The sequence below is a fragment of the Caballeronia mineralivorans PML1(12) genome, from assembly GCF_001028175.1.
In the GTDB taxonomy this organism is placed as follows: domain Bacteria; phylum Pseudomonadota; class Gammaproteobacteria; order Burkholderiales; family Burkholderiaceae; genus Caballeronia; species Caballeronia mineralivorans.
The window spans coordinates 16503-34633 of sequence record NZ_AEJF01000214.1 but is presented as its reverse complement, the minus strand read 5'-3'; the positions used below and the strand labels follow the sequence as shown (position 1 = coordinate 34633).

Here is an 18131-nt window from a genome sequence, read left to right as displayed (position 1 = left end):
TGCAAACACGACGTGTGGCAGCTCACTGCGGAGTTGACCCGGTCTCGTGGGCATCTATTCTTTGGAAGAGAAGGAGGTGTCCATCATGCAGAGACACCGCACCCCGTACCCGGAGCAATTCCGGGCACAGATGGTCGATCTGGTGCGAGCCGGGCGCAAGCCCGAGGAACTCGCGAAGGAGTTCGGGCCCACTGTGCATTCGCACAAGTGCCCTTCTATGAGCAGAAAGTTGTCAAGGCCTTTCACGAACAGACTCACGAGTCATCGACCAAGTCCAGAACGAACGTCGCTCGACTCCAAACACTGCAGGAACGCCGCGATCACTCTGGCAGGCATTGAGTTGAGACATCACATTCGCAAGATCAATTCAACCTTGTGAAGTTAAGCCCCAAAGATACCGCTGCCTGCTGTGTGGAATGCCGTGCTGTCGGCTCGTTAAGACATTTTTAGCTATACGAAACAACTCCACCAGACCGCCTATTTTCACCTGGGCTAGTTGGAACTTCTCGCGTGCACTGGATTTCAGCGGCCGCCGTTGCCCACTTCGGCCGCTGAAGTCACGAGAGCGACGTGCGGGATCGTTAAAACAGAGTGCACTTCCCCCATTTCTTGGTGTTGTGATCGCCCCCCGGAGGGGCTTCAATACCAAACCAGTAACGGACGGCTTTGTCGGCTTCCGCCATACTTCCATAGCTCATTAGTGGTTCCACGGGCCTATTCCTGAGACGGGCCAAAACAATGGCGAAGAGATAGTGAATACTGTCCGAATAGTCGGTCCACATTATTTTGTGTAGAGAATTCACGGAATTACTCAATTTTGGACTGGCGCGACCAACGCGGGCCCAATCCTCGGGGAGAATACCAGATTCCTGTTTCGGGTGAATTTCTCTAACAAGTTCGGGAATTATGCTTCGGGTATCACGCCCAGCAATATCGCCCGGAAGGATCAGACCATTCATTAGACCAATAACTATAAAATCTCCAAGATTATCAATTGGTTTCACCAACTTTAAACCCAGTGAATTCAAATCCTCTATCTTCCTTTCTTTAACCGGCTTTTCTAGTAGTTTCAATGCCCCAAAAAATCTGGACGACGGACATTTTCCGTTTACATAGCCGCAAGCAAGCTCCAATATCTTTACAGGAGAGATTCTTTTCTCAATACCGTCGGGAAGTTTAAGGTCAAAATTTATGGCTCGGTTGACATACGCTATGTTCCCTAAAGACTTTAGAAAATAGTTATTGTAGAAAAAGACATAGAATCCACGATGAGATTTCATCAGATTTCGCATATCCGGGATGCTGCGGACGAAGTGCTCTCGAACCACGGGGCCCGGCAACCCGTATAGGAGACGCAGTAACGCGGGATGCTGCTGCGCTGCCGTCGCAGCCCTAATGCGTCCATCGAAACCAGAACCCTTCTGGTTCGTGTCTAACGAACTGGGTTGCTGGCTGAAAATCTCTACAGGAGATATGGCGAGGCTAGTTGATGTCGATCGAATATAAATTTCGCACTCCTTGTAGTGTAGGCTACCAGAATGAAAACGCATTAATACCGGAACTTCACCAAAAAAATTCCTATCATTAAATTTTATTAAAATACAGACGGAACAAGATGCACAGAATATGACGATTGTCGTACGCGCACTCCGTCCGGAGTCGCATCGAAGATAGCCTCAAAAGACATATCGGACGGCTCTTCCAGATCTATTACGCGCTGAACGCTCTCGTCTTTTTCGATCGGATCTTTTTCATCGACCACCAAAGCCTTCACTCCGTTATAAGCGTATCGCATCTTAATAATTGCGGAGGGCTCCTCCGATTCTGACTGTTCAGTCTCGACGACATAATTTACCGCCGCAGAATCTCTATCCTTCGGCACCGGTATGCCGCCAGTGTATTCTGTCAGCTGACCTGCAATACCCGAAATAGAAATCTGCATCAAAACTGTCATCATTGAGCGAAGAAGCTGCTCGTCCTCGAATGTTGCTTCGAGCACACCTCTTACCTTTTCAGCCTGCTTGGAAATACAAGTTTCTAAATATGAATTCAATTCCTCAGAATTCGCGTCGTCAGGGATTCCCTCGTCGTTCTTCTCAGCATAGGCACGCATATCTACTCGAAATGCCGCAAGTGCCACCTCTTTTTCCTTGTTGGATGCCTTCCGATAACGACCGTAGCTTTCAATAATATCCTGCAACTCGGCATTGTCTGAAAAAAGATTATTGCCGTCGATTAAAAGATAATTGGGATCACGCAACATGTGTCTCTTCAGGTCCTTATATAACTCATGCCAGAGATCATCAGTCGAGTTCGTTGCTGCGAGCTGTTGGTCCATCTGCGTATCAGGTATCTCGCGCGAGCGTTCATTCATTGAAACGCCCGTCACGTCAATCAATTCTCCGTTCGTCAACATTATGGGGTATGGAACGAAATTTTTTACATTTTTATAGAAATCACCGATTTGTTCCCTTATTTTTCCTGGAACATATAGTTCTTGATCTTTGCGGGAAAAAAGCACCTGCCCGTTGACTATTTTATTGTCGAATTTACGTGCCGAAACAGGGATAATTTTTTGATTATCACCTTTATCGTCGCTAAAATCGTCCGGCAATTCTGGGCGACTTCGTTCCAGTGCTACATCTGCAGATGGCGCACCTTCAACAAAAACAGTACCTTCCTTGTCACTGAAATATCGACGGAGGAAGTTTTCCAACCTGTTCCACCATGTCAACTCATTTTTGGACAGAGCTATTTTAATATTCTCATTGGAAGAACTATAATTAACATGACCCACGTTAACTGTAGTCATATAACTTCTACCAAAACGCCAACTGCAGGCTTGCATTGCTTTGGTGAAAACGCTGCCGGCCTTTTTTAAAGCGAACAATATTACAAGCTCAGCTTCAATACCGCCATCAAGACGGGTCCTTTCATGTATACGTGCACCTCCGTGTTCGAGCGATATATTGATGGCGGATACGGGCGAGCTAGTTCCCTCCGGTTCGTCTTCATCAACTTCAAAGGTCGCATCTGCCGCGTTTCCGGGCATCCCAGGAGATTTGCTTACATTTTCTTTTTCGGCACCGAATTTTTCAGCTTTCAAGGCAGTATCAACTACTTTTTTTGATATCTCTTGAAAATTGCTATCAACTAGATAGCTTACGAACGTAAGTGCTGAAGCGCGTGCCGCGAACGGATCATTTCCTTTTGAAAAGGAAACTGTAAGTGCTTTTACGATTTCATCTAACATTGCGAAACCTTCAGTCTCACCACCTCCGAATAAACCAACTGTTGATTTAAGCGGCTCGCCATCGATGGTGAGTTTTACCGTCCCCGTGCTGCCGAAACGGCTAGCCAATTTTGCCGCAACTTCGGCCACGGAAGCGTCGCAGTTGAGCGTGATCGGCGTATGAATAACCTCTTGAACATCCGAAAGTGGCGTCCCAGCCTCGGGCTGTTTCCCCGTGACATAAAATGAACTAGTCATACGTTATACTCCAATAAAAAAGGTAATGCGGGTCAGGATGTCACATGCTTCCAAGTGCCGCCTGCTTGCACAATGCATCGGTATGGCTGTGAATGAGCCTCCAGCACGTAAATGTCATGCCGTCATGATTCATAAATCCTTGACGCACCAATACTCGTGTGCTTTCGCATAGAACACCTGCAGCGGGCGTAACCATCGCGGCAATGATTACCCATCGGCGCATCACAAACTTTGGAATAGCTGAAGGATTGTCAGGAATCTGACCAGAAGCGACATAATTTGGTTTTATCGGGCATTGTCAAGTTGAGGGGGCTGTGGCGTGAGATGTCGTGCTGATAAATCGAAATCGCTCTATCACGATTACCGCTTCCCGGCCACCGTCATTAGTTGCGCAGTGCGCTGCTGGTATTCCGCTTCAAGTCGAGCGTGCGCGGCATGTCGAGTCCGGATACAGATGTCCGCCTCTGGGCTAAGTTGAAATCTATGGTCAGCCCGAATTTTGCAAGCGTTGGTTCTGAAGTCTTTTGGCTTGCGCAAATCTATTCGGAATCGTCTTGGAGGTTGCTCTCCGTTCCGCGATGAAAACCGCACCGGTCGATCCTCAAAATGTCGGCAGTTGCTGTACAGCTTGTCAGGTTCTTCGTCCGGTCGCTGTGCCGTTGGACCATCAAATTTCCAGCAGTCGCAGAACCTCGTTGGATGAACACAGGTGAATCAGACTTCCAAATTCAAATGTGAGGCATCGTACACGGTGTGTTTAGTCAAAACCGCCCACGCGATCCGCGCCAACTTGTTGGCGACGGCACGGGCCACCACGTTGGAGTGACGTCGGCTCAGCATTGATCGGATCCACTCACCAAGCCTGTCGGTTCGCTGGTCTGCACGCTGTATAACCGCTCTTGCTCCTTGCACGAGCAAATGACGTAATGCTTGTCACCGCGCTTGCTGATCCCACACAGAGTGCTCCGACCGCCCGTACTGTGCTGCCACGGAACAAGCCCTATTGATGCTGCGAAATTCCGACCGCCCGCGAACTGTGCGACGTTTCCGATCTCGGAAGCCAGCAAGCTCGCCGTAATGGTGCCAATGCCAGGAATTGACAGTAAACGAGCCGCGTTCTCGTCCTCGCGCAGTTGTACCGTCAGGTCTCGTTCGATATCTGCGACCTCCTGGTCGAGATATCGATAGTGCTCATGGAGCCGGTGAATCATCTGGGCCGGTCGTAGCGGCAAATCATGCACGGCGAGCGCATCAGACAGCCGGCGAAGCGTGGCTCTGGACAGAGGGACGATGATTCCAAACTCCAGCAGTAGTGCGTGAATCCGGTTGATCGTGGCCGTGCGTTCGGTCACCAGACCCTCGCACGCCCGGTGCAACGCGGCAAGCAGCTGTTGCGCTTCCGTTCGCGGTTCGACGAAGCGCATTGAAGGGCGCGACGCTGCCTCGCAGATCGCTTCGGCATCAATGTAGTCGTTCTTGTTGCTCTTTACGAAGGGACGCACATATTGTGGCGAAATTAGCCGCGCGACGTGCCCCATTGCAATGAGCTTGCGTGCCAGCCAGTGAGAGCCAGTGCACGCCTCCATGACCACGGTGACCGCCTTGAGGTTGCTAAAGAATGGAAGCAACTGCAGGCGCGAGAGCTTCTTGCGGAATATCGCGTGTCCCTTTGCATCTTGCCCATGGACGTGAAAGACATGCTTGCCCAGATCGATACCGATTAGCGTGACCTCGTTCATGACGCTCTCCTCTTCGGTTGCCCGAAATCTCATGGTAAATCGGTCGCTGGGATCGGGCTGGCCATTTCATTATGTCTGGTTTTGCCGTTGGATTTGACGGCTTGTGTTCCATGGTTTCAATGCAATGCAGCGTTAAAGGGCTTTGTTAGGAGGGTACGAGTTCCGGTGCAACGGACACGACTATCCATTGCCGGCGCAAACCGGTTTGCCGAAGGCCTTCCACATGTTAATGAGGTTGGAGATGATGACGCCTTCGCTCTTTTGTGAGGCGATCTTCTGCGTCGGGACAGACGTCACGTCCGCGCGTGAGAAGGTCTCAGTGCGCTCGATACCGCAATACGTGCCATCGGCGATCACCTTATCCACCGGCGGATTTGCAGGCGACACGGCGTCCATGCCTTCACTGTCGGAGACTTCCGCCGTCGTGATGCGGTGCGCATGAACGTTCATGCCCGCATCAATTCCCAGGTGCATTTTGCGCCATGGAGTACGGATGACCTTGTGGCCGTACTTCTGTTCGTATCACTGACTGGCTGGTCCGAAGCTTAAACCTGTGGCGTCAACAATCATGCTCACCGCCTCGCCACGAGCGAGCCGCCTGGCCAGCATGATGTCTACTTCAAGCGAGGCGAACCGCTCGCATAGCTGACCGCTGCTAGGCACGGGAATGTCCAGTCCTCGCGTCGCCCAGTAGTCTTCCATGCAACCCGTGATTTGGCGCATGCCCCAATCGAATCGCCGATAGAACGTGTAGATCAACTCGACGTAACGGGCCGTGTACGTCGGCTCGCATCCCGAGACTCCGCGTGTAAAGCTTCGCGTTGATGAACTGCGCCTTCATGTCTCCGCAGGGAAAATACAAGCAGATCATGCCGTGCTTTTTCAGACTCAGGTCGTACGCACGGGCACTGGTTACCCAGTATCCAGTCTTCTCACGCCTGCGTGCCTCGCCCTGTTTCAGTTTGGCTTAGCTATTTAAAGTGTATGGACGCTACGAGCTCCGATACTCCTAACCAGAATAACTGCACACCGATACACAAAATCACGAAGGCGAACAAGCGCATGGCGACTTGCGTGCCGACAGTTCCAAGCAACTTTTCAAGGTGACCAGAAAATCGCACGCAGACGTAAATACTTGCGCATAGGACGACGAGCGCCACACCGACCCCGGCGAGATGAATCGGCGACAGCCCTTGGTGTGGCGATCCGGTGCCCAGTGCGATTGCGACAGCAATACTGCCAGGTCCTACTGTCACAGGCAACGTCAGCGGATAGAACGCCTTCGCCCGTAACGATGCCGGCCTTGCGTGCGCGGGCGCAGCCTGTGCCTCTCCTTCCCGCTCGTCTTCCTCCGGCCGCTCAGTCTGCAACAGGTTCCATCCCGCCATACCGATGATCAAGCCACCGGCCACTCGCAGCACGGGAATCGATATGCCAAAGAACGACAATACGTAGGCACCGACCAATAGCGAGATTAGCAGTACGACAAAGCTATTGATCGCAATGCGCCGTGCCATCGTGGTTCGTTCCGCCGGACTTGCATGAGGAACGAGGCTGAGAACGATTAACGCCGCTGCGGGCGGGTTGATAATAGGGAGGAGGCCTGCCACGATCAATAGAACGGTTTCCGCAAAATCTTGCAACATGCTGGGCGTGTTCACATCCGTTCTTCTTTTAAGAATGTGGCATGAAAGGGAATTGCACTGGTATCCGACGTTTTATGCAGAGTGACGTGCTAGATTTGCCCTACAACTTGTCCGCTTGACATTACGAAAATTGCTGCAATACCTGAATCGGACGCTGCACCCCGGTGAAACTCAAGGATAAGTTGGACGCCAGACCACAACCTTCGAAAATGACCAAAAGCTTTCGATTTGCGGCTATATCCCTCTTGGCAACATTGCTGGCGCAATCTGTCTGCGCCCCCGGGGACAGCACCTCGCAGAGGCTATGAGACCACGCACTCGCCTGCACATGCACGGGGCCGCAATCCAAAACCAGGTGGCCCGCTATCGGGCCACCTGAATCCAGCATCGCTCGCATAGTGACGGATAACAGCCGTCGTCAGGAGGCTGCCTTGCCGCACTGATGGCAGAACCGGGCCCCCGCCTGCAGGGTGGCATCGCATTGACCGCACGCCGTCTGAGCCATTGGCGCGCCACACTGCTGGCAAAACCTCGCTTGCTGCAGATTGGGCGTCCGGCACCCGGAGCACGGCACACTGTCGTCAACAATGCTCTGCGGAGCGTCGTCATAGGTACGCTGACTATCGCCATGGCGCCTGTTGTTACCCCAACCGTCGTGTCCACCGTGCCTCTCGCGCTTGCCGTGTCCACCCTCATCATTTCCACCATGCTTGTCGTGCCCTCCGCCTTGCAGGCCTTTCCACGGAAATCTCATCGTGCCTCCCTTGTTTAAACGGTCATGCATTCCGGCGTGAACCGCACGCGATTCACTCCACGCGAACGACGAGTTGTTCGCCAATCCGTATCAGTCGTCCGCATCCGATCTTGCGGCCATTCACCTTCAAGGCCACCCGGCCGTCATAAGCCACGCCGGTATTCAAGATCTGTCCTGCAGACAGCCCCTGTAGTTCATCGAGTGAAAGTGTCATGGTTGCGACCTCCGCCACGACAGTGAAAGCAACGTCGTCCTGCAGCAAGGTCGCCTCGTCTTTCAGCGGCATTCCCTCCATGTCCCGTCTCATTTCCTGTCCGTCCATTACCCAGTTGACCTGCCATTTATCGTCGAACAGCATTACGCGTGCTAGCGGGCGATGCTGAAAAAGCCATAGCTCCCCGCGCTCGACCGATGCACTGGTGCCAAGCACCACACCATCGCCAACGGATAGCGAGTTGATATGCGCGCGGGTAAGCAAGCCCCATCCGGCCACAAGCGGTATCGGCAAAGGCGGCAACCTGTGCGGCGCGACCCTGCTTATCATGGTTTGCGCCAGATCTTTGAGCACCCTCGTTGGCCAGCCGATTGGACGCAATGACAGAGACGCGTCGTCACGAGTCAGCGTGACGACGCATCCGAAGCCGGTTGTGCATGTCCCGCGCACCATATCGTTGACGATGATGTCCGCAACATCGGCAGCGTCCGCATGCCGGACGAGCGGCGCAAGCGCCCATGCCGCGAGAGGCCGCACGAGATCCGGCGGCAAGTCCGCGAACGTGGGCGCCGCCAGCTTCGGAGCGAGCCATCGGGAAAGTCCGGCTTCAGCGACCCACGCGAGCGCACTCTGGCCCGCAACCGACAACGACACGAGCAACCCCTCCCCGCCCAGTTCGCGGTAGTCGAGCGTCAGTTCCACATCGCCGGCCTGCGTGCGGCGTCCGCTGGAGATTTCACGCGCCAGATCCAGTTCGTCCTCATCCCATTCGAGTGTCGACATTGACTTAATCAGTTTCCAGTTCGAAGCTCACTGGCCGGCCGAACGCGTCCGACAAATGAGCTTCAATTTTTCCCTTGACCTGCTTCAACCTGTCGTACTGAGTCCGGTTGGCGGGCTTCAATTGCAAGGCAAGTGCGCCACGGGACAACGACGCCTGCAATTCCAGGCCGGCCCATGGACCGCCCGCCACGCGAAACTGCATCGCCGCGCCTGAGGTCTGCTGGACATCGACCCATGTTGACGCATTGATCGACGACGGATTGCCGCCGCTATCCACGTTCACCCGAAACCTGGAGGAAGTCCGACTCACCCCGTCGTCCGCCTCGGCGGAAAAACTGAGCGCACGCAACATCGCGCCGTTCATCTGCCATGCCTGCGCAACAGGCTGCGGATCCTGCTGTCGTTTCTCAAGCAATTCGCCGAATGAATCCTCGAAGCGTTTCCGCTCTTCATCGGTCGGCTCGCGGCGATGATCCGGCGCCTGCGGCACGGCAGTATCGCGAGCGCCTGTGTTAACGCGCGTCATCCCCCACCTCCAGCAAGATCGTCAGTTTTTCCTGGCTGCGCAGGTTTTGCCGCAATTCCACGAATCTGTTTTCACGCTCGGCCTTGCAGGTGATGAGATCCTCGCGAATCGCATTGACCTCAGCAATGACCGTACATTCCTCTTCGTACAGGGCGGCCAAGCTGCGTTTGAGCCGCTGGAACGCATCCGGTCCAACCACTGGCGCCCCCTTGAACAACGCGGCACGCTCCGCGCGGAGTTCCTGCTGCCGGTCGAACAGGCGCACCCGCCGTTCGATGCACTCCTTCTCTTGCCGGTCGATCGACGCGATTCGGGAACGAATGCCGACTTCACGGCAAGCCTTGACAGCAAGCAGTTGGTCCAGCATGCCTGTCAACCCGACACGGCGTCTTTCAGGCCCATCAGCGTCTCATCGAAGCCGCTTCGTTCCGCATAGCCTTGCTGCAGGAAAGCGTCGATCGCCTGTCGCCGGTCGAGTGCCTCGTCAGCTTCCTCGTCGTTGCCGCGCCGATATTCGCCGACCCGCACCAGCAATTCGATCTCACGGTAGCGGCTTGTGAGCCGCCTCAGTCGGCCGGCCCACTGCTGATGCTCCTCCGTGGTGACCTGATTCATCACGCGGCTGACACTCGCGGCAACGTCGATCGCCGGATAGTGGTTGGCTTCAGCCAGCTTGCGCGAAAGCACGATATGACCGTCGAGAATCGAGCGGACTTCGTCCGCGACTGGCTCGTTCATGTCGTCGCCCTCAACCAGCACGGTATAGATTCCCGTGATACTGCCCTGCGCCGCACAACCCGCGCGCTCCAGCAAGCGAGGCATCCGCGCGAACACGCTCGGTGGAAAACTGCCGGCCGCCGGAGGTTCGCCGGCGGCCAAACCAATTTCGCGGCCGGCCCGCGCAAAGCGTGTCAGCGAATCCACCATCAACAACACGTTCTTCCCCTGATCGCGGAAGTATTCGGCTATGGTCGTCGCCGTATAGGCCGCCTTGAGACGCTCAAGTGCGGGGCGATCAGACGTGGCCACCACCACGACCGAACGGGCACGCGCCTCGGGTGTCAACGCATGTTCGAGGAATTCACGCACCTCGCGCCCGCGCTCGCCAACGAGTGCAAGGACGATCACATCGGCGAGACTGCCGTCGCAGATCATCGACAGCAGCGTGCTCTTGCCACCGCCCGCAGCCGCAAAAATCCCAATGCGCTGGCCGCGTCCAACAGTCAGGAGGCCGTCAATCGCGCGCACGCCGAGCGGCAATCGTTCGGCAATCAGGCTGCGCGTAAGCGGATCAGGCGCCGTCGACTCCATCGGGCGGTATTCGCACGCACCCGCATGCTGACCGCCCCCCAGCATGCGTCCAAGGCCGTCCACGATCGCACCGACCAGATGTTCGCCGACAGCCACGCGGTGCCCTGTACCCAGCGGCAGAACAGTTTGCCCGCAGCGCATGCCAACCGGATCCGCGAACGGCGAGAGAAGTGCGCTCTCCCTGTCGAGTGCCACGACTTCGGCCATGAGGCCATCGGGCTCGATCATGCAGAGTTCGCCGAGCGCGGCACCTGGCAACGTGGCCTTGACAAGCGTGGCGCCCACCTCGATGACGCGGCCGAAGCGGCGCACCGCGCGGCCGCCGGCAGCAGGCACGAGGCGCGCATCCAGCTGATCGAAGATCGCTTGCTGGTCAGGCATACGCATCGTCGATTTCCTCCGCGAGTTCGACGCTGCCGAGTATCTTCAGGTCCGCATCGTCTCCCAGTTCCTGATACGACAGCACCTGCAGCCCGAACATCTCCCGCTCGACAAACTTGCGGAGGAAACGACGCACGTCGATCGCCGTCAGCAATACCGCGTTGGGCGCTTCGTGTGCGGCGACTACCTCCCGGATGCGGGCGAGCACAGCCTCGACCTTCGGCTGAGGCAACGTCGAGTACGCCCCCGCCGCGGTCTGTCTGATCGACTCGCGAACCAGATTCTCTATGCCCTCGCCAACCAGCCATGCTTCGATAGGCGACTGACCGTTCCGGTGACGACCCACAATCTGACGTCGCAGTGAGATCCGTGCATATTCGGTCAGCATCACGGTATCTTTTTCCTTGGGTGCCCATTCGATCAGCGCCTCGAACACCGTGCGCAGATCGCGAATCGAAATCCCTTCCGCGACAAGCCGCTCGAGCACCTCCGCCACCTTGCTGATCTGCAGTTGGCGTTGCAATTCCTTGACGAGTTCCGGATAGCGCGCCTCCATGGCGTCCATCAGGTGGCGCGTTTCCTGTACACCGATGAATTCGCCAGCGAAACGGTCTATGGTCAATGCGGCGCAGTATGCGATCCGCTCTTCGTCCCGCAACACCGGCGTGCCCACCGCCTCCAGCGAGCCAGCCGCCGCGGCGTCTACCCAGTTCAACATGAAGCCGCCAAACGGCAACCGGTCCACCTGTGCCGCAGACGGCACCGGCCGGCCTTGAATGCCGACAAGCGCGAGCTGACCCGGTAGCCGCTGCGTCAGTACCGGCTCCCCATATAGCAGGATCTGAAACGTGTCGGGCGGCAAAATGGACGAGGCCTGGACCTGGATCTGCGGAACCGCGATTCCAAGCTGCTCGAATTTGGCCCAGCGCAGCCGCTCCAGTGCGTTTGTGAGCGCATCCTTGTCTGCGACGTTCTTTGCCAGGTTGATCGACATCGGCTCTGCACCCGGTGTCATCTGCGTCACACCGTCCGCGTCCTGCGTTCCACCGGCTTCACCCGCGGCGCCGGCGTGCTTGCGCCGCCGCATGACAAGCCACCCAAGACCGCCAACAAGCATGGCCAGCGGAAAGAATACGAAAAACGGGAAGCCCGGCACGACCGCGAAAACCGACAGGACAATAGCTACGATCATCAGCGCTTGCGGCTGCCGGCCAATCTGCAAGGTCAGCTCTTTCGCGAGGTTATGCCGCTCTTCGCCGGGAACGCGGGTCACGATAATGCCCGCGGCAACGGCAATGATCAGTGCCGGAATCTGTGATACCAGACCATCGCCGATAGACAGCACGGCGTATATGGTGACTGCTTCGCCGACATCCATGCCGTTCTGAAGCACGCCAATGGCAACGCCGCCGATAATATTCACCAGGATCACGATAATGCTGGCGATGGCGTCGCCCTTCACGAACTTCATGCCGCCATCCATCGCGCCGTACAGCTGGCTTTCCTTCTGCACGATCGAACGCTGCCGTTTCGCCTCGGCAGCATCGATAACGCCCGCGCGCATGTCGCCGTCGATGCTCATCTGCTTGCCTGGCATCGCATCAAGGGAAAAGCGCGCGCCGACTTCCGCGATCCGCTCCGCACCTTTCGTAATGACAATGAACTGAACGACCGTAATGATCGCAAACACGATGATGCCGACCGCGAGATTGCCGCCGACCACAAAATTGCCGAACGCGTAGACGATATCGCCGGCATCGTGTTGCAGCAGGATCAGGCGGCTCGTACTGACCGTCAATGCAAGCCGGTACATGGTCGTGATCAACAGCAGAGATGGAAACACGGAAAACTCGAGCGGCTCCCGCAGATAGATCGACGTCATCAGCAAAACAAGCGACAGCGTCAGATTCACCGCGATCAACCCATCCACGACTATGGTCGGCATGGGCAGGATCATCATGAACACCGCGACGATCAACATCACCGCCAGGATGAAATCGTGCCGGCCGGCGGCCTTGGCCAGCCAGATCTGAATGCGGGTCATTCATCGCCTCTTTCGTAGGAGTCGACCAGGCGGCGCAGCACCCTGAAAGTGCGCAGCCAGATACTGGCGTCACAATCTTCCGGAAGGGCTGACGACACGAAGAGGTAGCTGGATGCGGCGAAGACCCGCAACGGCACGCCGTATGTGCGGTCAATCGACCAGCGCCCGGTCAGGGCCGCCAGAACGGTGGCGCGGCTTGCTTCATCCGCACTGATTGCAACCGTTAGCACAACACGGTCATTACGCACCTCGACGAAGATCCGGACCGCATTTTCCACCAGTTCGATACACGGCTGAATCTGCACGTTCCTTACCCCGATCATGCCGAAAAATGCTTCGAGATTGCGCTCCGTCTTAAGGTTCATCAACTCGTCTCCTGAACCGCCATCATGACGGCCAGCTCACGCCGCACCAATCAAGTAAAGACCTGATGTCGCCCGGCCGGCGCAGCGCAGGATGAGATGCGGGGCATCACGCAATCCGCGCTATTGCTCGTCGTATTGTTCGTGAAACGTGCGTAGCGTTTCGACAATATGTTCGCGTTGCTGCTCGTCACGAAAGCATGGCTCCGGCAACAGCTTGACGAGTTGCGTAACGTGACGCGCATACGAGAGCCCGGCAACCACATCGAGGCCAAGCTCGACTGTGTGGGCCTTGACCCAGTCCGGGTAGAGCCACGCCTGGTCAACGACCTTGAGAATGCCTTCCAGAACGCGCTCGCCGTCGAAGTCCGGCACCGCCAGCGCTCTTGCAATGAGCCCGCATTGCTCCTCCAGCCCGAGAAAGATCAGCAGGCGCTTGAGGTCCGAAACGACGGCTGCCAGTCGTATGTCCTGAGCCGTCTCGCCATCCGCCGACAGGTCGAAACCCAGTGCGCGGAGCAATACCTTGATCTTGCGGCGACGATCGCGTGACCCCTTCAGCTCCATCATCCAGTGGCTCAGGCCTTGCTCGTCCTTCGTGGTTCGCTGATAGAGCTGCTTCAGGTGCCGCATCATACTGCTGGTGCGCGGTCCGAATTCAAGCCAGCCAAACAGGTTCATCGACCACCCCTCGCCATCGATCAGCGCATTCAGCGCATCTTCAAGGCGTTTGCGGCGGGTACCGCCGCTCCGGCTACCCAGCATCGCCGCCAGCAGCAAGCCGATCGCTCCGTCATCGAGTCCTGCGTTACGCAGCGCCGCCAAGGGGTCGTCTGCGCCGGTGAGTTCACCGAAACGCTCGAGAAGCGCGGCAAGTCGCGGGTCATTCGCTGCCGCCATGTCTTCGGCCAGTTTGCCCAGCTGGCGTCGCGCCGGTACGCCGTCCGCGCTTTTCCCATCGCGCTGCGTGTTACGCAAACGCCCGCCCAGCGCAAGCGCCGCATCATCCAGACCCTCGGTCACCCTTTGCTGCTCGATGATCGCGAGCGCGCGTCCGGCCAGTTCGGTCGGCGAGCGGGCCGGAAACACCTGCGTCGGCGCTCCGGTTTGTGACGGGGCCTGGGCCGATCTCGTGTCGATCGGCCGGGACTGCACGGCGTTATGATCAATCTTGAACATGATGGTGTCCGTTTGACACAGTGCTTCCAGCCAGTTGGTTCAGTAGTTCGTCAAGATGTCGGTCGAGATCGATGCGCAACTGGACAAATGGAGTGTCGAGCACGGCCTCGCGTTGCCCGAGGGTGTCATCCACGATGATCTCGAGTGCCTCGCTCACACGGGCCGGTGAACTGAACCGCGAAGTAATCGCCCCGACCAGATCGGCGTGCACTCTCAGCGAGAGTTTTCCATGGGCCAGGAATTCGTCGAGGTGGGGAGCCAGATGTCGGGAAATCACTTCGTCGGGCACTGCGGCAGCAGCGTATTGACGCAGTGCGTCCGCGAGGACTACACGAAAGCGCTGCTCGAACCGCGCGGCGATCGCCGCCTCGAGGTCGCGCTCGGCGAGAAGCCACTCAACCGTCTCGCCAATCGCCGCGACACGGGCTTCCCCGGCCTGCTGCCGGGCATCGAACACGGCTTGCTCACGCGCCTTTTGCAATTCGATGCTCACCAGTTCCGCAGCATCGCGACGCGTCTTCGCCAGGACCGCGCGCGCGCGCCATAGCGCACGTGCCGCCCGGCTACGCGCCGCGCGAATCCGGTCGGTGGCCCAGAGGTACTGGTCGAGTACGCCCGCCGGCACAATTGCGCCGGCGGTCACGTCGCCATCGACCTGCACGACATGGATACCAAATGGCTTCATAAGAAACGACTCAGTTTGACGAGGGTCGAAAGCGCGTCGCCGGCCGGCACCTCGACGCGCTTCTCCGGCCCAGGCGGCAAGCGAATTTCGAGCGCCCGCCACACCGGACAGTCGGCAAGCTCATTGTCCAGCCACGCCTGCCCCGTCGATCTCGCCCGGGTGATGAAATCCGATGCAACAATTTCTTCTTCGCACGCCACACGCCGGCGCACGTGCAGCACCAGCAACTGGTTCATAGCAGCATCGTCGAGCCATGGCTTGAGCGCGCGGCGATATTCCCCAAGCACGAGATAAGCGGGAGCGTCCAGTGCAACGAGTCCTAGCGCGATGATCATCCGGTGAAGGCGGCGTTCAAGTGCCATCAGCCGGCGCTGCACGTCAGTGAGTTCCGCCGGCAACGGTTTGACCGGAAAGCCTCGCCTTCTGACGATCGCAGCGTCAAGCGCCGAGCGGCAAGACGGTTCCCGGATGTACTCGTCCTGCCATTCCCCCAGGTCGAGATGGGACCACCAGGCCGCTTCCATAGACTCGCCGGGACACCACGCTAGTCGGTGGACGCGCGCGATGTCGGCGGAAACATCCAGGCCGGCCGCTTCTGGTTCCAGTATGTCCACGATCCGTCAACGCCTCCGGCTTGACCACGCCACGACGCCGATGCCGGACAGCAGCGCAAGAACGACGGATGCCAGACCCGCCACGGCGACGTTCTGGTTCGCATCGAACCAACGGCGCCACCGCGGAGGCGCGCTTGCAGTTTCAGGACGCACTTCGACGTAGCGATAGGCCGCCGGCTGCATGACGACGCTGATTGCCTCAGGCTTGATATCCGGCACGCTGTCGCTCACGAGGCTTTTGATCTGCACCTCGTTGTTTGCAAGATTGAACTCGGGGGAGTACTTGATAAGTACCGCGGCCGACGGTTCAGCAACCGGCTTGCCATTCTCGTCCATCCTCTGTCCGATCGATACGTTGGCGAGGATCACACCGTCTATCGACGCCAGCATGGTCTCGAGTTGCTGTTCCTTCAAATAGACCATCTTCGCCCGCTCCTGGGTCGGCGACGTCACGAGCTGGTTTGACGGAAACAGATCGCCTATCCCCAGGCGCCGGCTCCTTGGAAAGCCGTTCTGCCGCAACACTTCGACCGCATTGATGAACTGGTCCTTCTCGACTCTCAGGGTAACGCTGCCGCCCTTCTCAGTCTGCTTGTCGGCGGATATCTGTTTCAACATCAACAGCGCGAGCATCTGGTTCGCTTCGCCTTCCGGAAGGTCGCGGTATAGCTCGATCTTGCAGCCGCCCAGCAGGAACGCGACAACAACTATCCCCCACTTAAACCTGCCACGGTTCATTGCATCGTGACCAGTTTGTTAATCGCCTGCGACACGGAACCTGCAACCTTTGCGGACAACTCCACGGCAACGCTCACGCCGGCAATGCTTTTTTGCACCATCAGCATCGATGCCGGATCCATCAGCTTTCCGGCCAGCGCGGCAGCATCGCCAAGATTCTTCTGCACTTCGCCAACAGCCTGCTCAGATGCCTTTCCCAAAGCGCGCTCCGGCCCGTCGGCGCCCTTGTTGTTCATGGCCGCAGTGAATGCGTCGATATCAGCTTGCTGGGGCATCACGGCGTCAGTAGCCTGCTGCGTCGCCTGCTTCGCAATTGCCTGGATTGCATCAATGTCCATAGCGCTTCTCCCTCACCTATCAAGCATTCATGGGTTTGCAACATGCGCAACATCACCGGCGTGGCCACCCGTGATCAGCACGCGCACCGCGCGCGCCTCCGGATCCTGCCGCTCACCAATATGCGAAAGCGCCTCGATGTTCCGCTCCAGTCCGTACAGCAACACGGCACGGCATAACTCCCGATCCCGCTCGTCATCGATCAGGCTCGGCAGAATGACGATCATTGCTTCAATCTGCGGCTTCAGACGGTGATTCACCGCCGCAAAAGCTGCCTGGATCAGCAGACAACGAGACGCGCGATCGATCTGTGTCATATCTTCTGCATGATGGAGGACAACATATCCTTGACCATCTTGATCATCGCGCTTTCCGTACCAATGGCTGTCTGGTAACCCATTGTCATCCTCTGGAACTCGAGCATCGCGGCAGGATCTGTCATGTCCGCCCCCTGCAACGACTGCGACATCTGCTCGCCATTAACCGTCACCTGCTGGGCAAGGTTGGAATATATCTGCTCGAGATTCGTGCTCATGTGCCATCCTCCATTGAGTCGGCTAGTTGACTGCCCTTTTGCCGCAACCCTCTCGGACAGTCGTTATAGCGCCGCCTGAAACTGTCGCTGAAATGGGCGTGGCTGTTGAACCCGCACTCCTGCGCGATGTCCGTCACCTTCATCACTGACCCCAACAGTAACTCGCGCGCTTTTCGCAAACGACGCTCAAGAAGCCAGTGCTTGGCGGAGACCCCGCATTTTTCGTAAAAAAGCAGGTTCAACTTGCGCAGCGAAATGCCCAGCTCATCTGCATACTGGGACACTGGCCACGAGTTCATGCTGTTGCTCTCCACAAACTCGAAGAAGTCCCTGCTACTGTCGACGAAGTAGTACAGCAGTCGCGAAAAGTAGTCCTGCTCGACACCAAGACAGTACATATAAGCAAAGCGAAGCATCTCGATGCGACTCATGCCACCGAGGCGCGCGATCACCTCAATCGTCTCTGTCGAAACGCCAAGCTGCTTCACCGGTTCGCGAAAGAACGGAGCCACACGGCGCTGTGCGAGGAGGTCGATCAAATCCCTATAGAGCACCTGCAACTCACCGGTATTGAATGCGTATGCCGCAGTTTCGCCGCCCGTCGACAGGCGCGGGATCGCATCCACGTCGGCGATGACCAAACTGCTTTCCGGCACCGCATACGACAGGTCGACACAGTCGACCCGACCCGCCCGGTGAAATAAAATGAGTTGCACACCACCCATCACTGACCCCTCAACCGTTAGTTGAAGACTACGGTATGAATGATGTCAGCGACGGCGGGCGCCACCCAT

General features: G+C 57.1%; 19 protein-coding genes and 3 pseudogenes. 1 reads left to right on the top strand and 21 read right to left on the bottom strand.

Annotation, left to right across the window (positions count from 1 at the left end; all coding sequences use genetic code 11):
- Positions 1-581: 581 nt before the first annotated feature.
- Positions 582-1280: a hypothetical protein gene (locus EOS_RS35645; RefSeq protein WP_152693235.1), complete on the bottom strand. Its 699-nt coding sequence runs from the start codon at positions 1278-1280 to the stop codon at positions 582-584.
- A 314-nt stretch (positions 1281-1594) separates the two neighbouring features.
- Complete coding sequence (locus EOS_RS35640) at positions 1595-3490, bottom strand: hypothetical protein (protein WP_047896916.1); 1896 nt, start codon at positions 3488-3490, stop codon at positions 1595-1597.
- A gap of 319 nt (positions 3491-3809) precedes the next feature.
- Between EOS_RS35640 and EOS_RS49575 the strand changes: the two are divergent.
- Positions 3810-3899, top strand: a pseudogene (locus EOS_RS49575) (transposase); the annotation flags it as partial.
- A 305-nt stretch (positions 3900-4204) separates the two neighbouring features.
- On the opposite strand, the pseudogene EOS_RS35635 reads toward EOS_RS49575, so the two are convergent.
- The 19 genes and pseudogenes from EOS_RS35635 to EOS_RS46655 form a co-directional block, all read right to left on the bottom strand.
- Positions 4205-5229 (bottom strand): annotated as a pseudogene (locus EOS_RS35635) (IS110 family RNA-guided transposase).
- A gap of 180 nt (positions 5230-5409) precedes the next feature.
- Complete coding sequence (locus tag EOS_RS35630) at positions 5410-5724, bottom strand: transposase (protein ID WP_268760385.1); 315 nt, start codon at positions 5722-5724, stop codon at positions 5410-5412.
- Positions 5725-5751: 27 nt separating this feature from the next.
- A pseudogene (locus tag EOS_RS35625) lies at positions 5752-6024 on the bottom strand (transposase); the annotation flags it as partial.
- Between the two features lie 176 nt (positions 6025-6200).
- On the bottom strand, positions 6201-6890 hold the full coding sequence (locus tag EOS_RS35620; RefSeq protein WP_235443064.1) for a MarC family protein: 690 nt from the start codon (positions 6888-6890) through the stop codon (positions 6201-6203).
- A 403-nt stretch (positions 6891-7293) separates the two neighbouring features.
- On the bottom strand, positions 7294-7629 hold the full coding sequence (locus EOS_RS45120) for a zinc ribbon domain-containing protein (RefSeq protein ID WP_075645452.1): 336 nt from the start codon (positions 7627-7629) through the stop codon (positions 7294-7296).
- Positions 7630-7681: 52 nt separating this feature from the next.
- The gene (gene sctQ, locus EOS_RS35605; RefSeq protein WP_047896911.1) at positions 7682-8626 is read right to left on the bottom strand and encodes a type III secretion system cytoplasmic ring protein SctQ; all 945 of its coding nucleotides are present in this window, start codon (positions 8624-8626) and stop codon (positions 7682-7684) included.
- Positions 8627-8630: 4 nt separating this feature from the next.
- Positions 8631-9152 carry a hypothetical protein gene (locus EOS_RS35600; protein WP_047896910.1) on the bottom strand — a complete coding sequence of 174 codons (522 nt, stop codon included), beginning with the start codon at positions 9150-9152 and terminating at the stop codon, positions 8631-8633.
- Complete coding sequence (locus tag EOS_RS35595) at positions 9139-9519, bottom strand: hypothetical protein (RefSeq protein WP_047896909.1); 381 nt, start codon at positions 9517-9519, stop codon at positions 9139-9141. The genes EOS_RS35600 and EOS_RS35595 overlap by 14 nt, the downstream gene beginning before the upstream one ends.
- 5 nt (positions 9520-9524) lie before the next feature.
- Positions 9525-10850: an EscN/YscN/HrcN family type III secretion system ATPase gene (locus tag EOS_RS35590; protein ID WP_047896908.1), complete on the bottom strand. Its 1326-nt coding sequence runs from the start codon at positions 10848-10850 to the stop codon at positions 9525-9527.
- Positions 10837-12888, bottom strand: a complete 2052-nt coding sequence (locus EOS_RS35585; RefSeq protein ID WP_047896907.1) for an EscV/YscV/HrcV family type III secretion system export apparatus protein — start codon at positions 12886-12888, stop codon at positions 10837-10839. Before EOS_RS35585 ends, EOS_RS35590 begins: the two co-directional genes overlap by 14 nt.
- A complete protein-coding gene (locus EOS_RS35580; protein ID WP_053064148.1) occupies positions 12885-13253 on the bottom strand; it encodes a hypothetical protein in 369 nt (122 codons plus the stop codon). Before EOS_RS35580 ends, EOS_RS35585 begins: the two co-directional genes overlap by 4 nt.
- Positions 13254-13373: 120 nt before the next feature.
- Complete coding sequence (locus tag EOS_RS35575) at positions 13374-14429, bottom strand: TyeA family type III secretion system gatekeeper subunit (RefSeq protein ID WP_053064147.1); 1056 nt, start codon at positions 14427-14429, stop codon at positions 13374-13376.
- Positions 14416-15114 carry a hypothetical protein gene (locus EOS_RS35570; protein ID WP_047896906.1) on the bottom strand — a complete coding sequence of 233 codons (699 nt, stop codon included), beginning with the start codon at positions 15112-15114 and terminating at the stop codon, positions 14416-14418. The genes EOS_RS35575 and EOS_RS35570 overlap by 14 nt, the downstream gene beginning before the upstream one ends.
- Positions 15111-15728 carry a type III secretion system domain-containing protein gene (locus EOS_RS35565; RefSeq protein WP_152693233.1) on the bottom strand — a complete coding sequence of 206 codons (618 nt, stop codon included), beginning with the start codon at positions 15726-15728 and terminating at the stop codon, positions 15111-15113. Before EOS_RS35565 ends, EOS_RS35570 begins: the two co-directional genes overlap by 4 nt.
- A 6-nt stretch (positions 15729-15734) precedes the next feature.
- A complete protein-coding gene (gene sctJ, locus EOS_RS35560) occupies positions 15735-16466 on the bottom strand; it encodes a type III secretion system inner membrane ring lipoprotein SctJ (RefSeq protein ID WP_047896905.1) in 732 nt (243 codons plus the stop codon).
- Complete coding sequence (gene sctI / locus EOS_RS35555; RefSeq protein WP_047896904.1) at positions 16463-16804, bottom strand: type III secretion system inner rod subunit SctI; 342 nt, start codon at positions 16802-16804, stop codon at positions 16463-16465. The genes sctJ and sctI overlap by 4 nt, the downstream gene beginning before the upstream one ends.
- A gap of 27 nt (positions 16805-16831) precedes the next feature.
- On the bottom strand, positions 16832-17119 hold the full coding sequence (locus EOS_RS35550; RefSeq protein ID WP_047896903.1) for an EscG/YscG/SsaH family type III secretion system needle protein co-chaperone: 288 nt from the start codon (positions 17117-17119) through the stop codon (positions 16832-16834).
- Positions 17116-17337: a type III secretion system needle filament subunit SctF gene (sctF, locus tag EOS_RS35545; protein WP_047896902.1), complete on the bottom strand. Its 222-nt coding sequence runs from the start codon at positions 17335-17337 to the stop codon at positions 17116-17118. Before sctF ends, EOS_RS35550 begins: the two co-directional genes overlap by 4 nt.
- Positions 17334-18062 carry a helix-turn-helix transcriptional regulator gene (locus tag EOS_RS46655; RefSeq protein WP_047896901.1) on the bottom strand — a complete coding sequence of 243 codons (729 nt, stop codon included), beginning with the start codon at positions 18060-18062 and terminating at the stop codon, positions 17334-17336. The genes sctF and EOS_RS46655 overlap by 4 nt, the downstream gene beginning before the upstream one ends.
- Positions 18063-18131 lie beyond the last annotated feature (69 nt).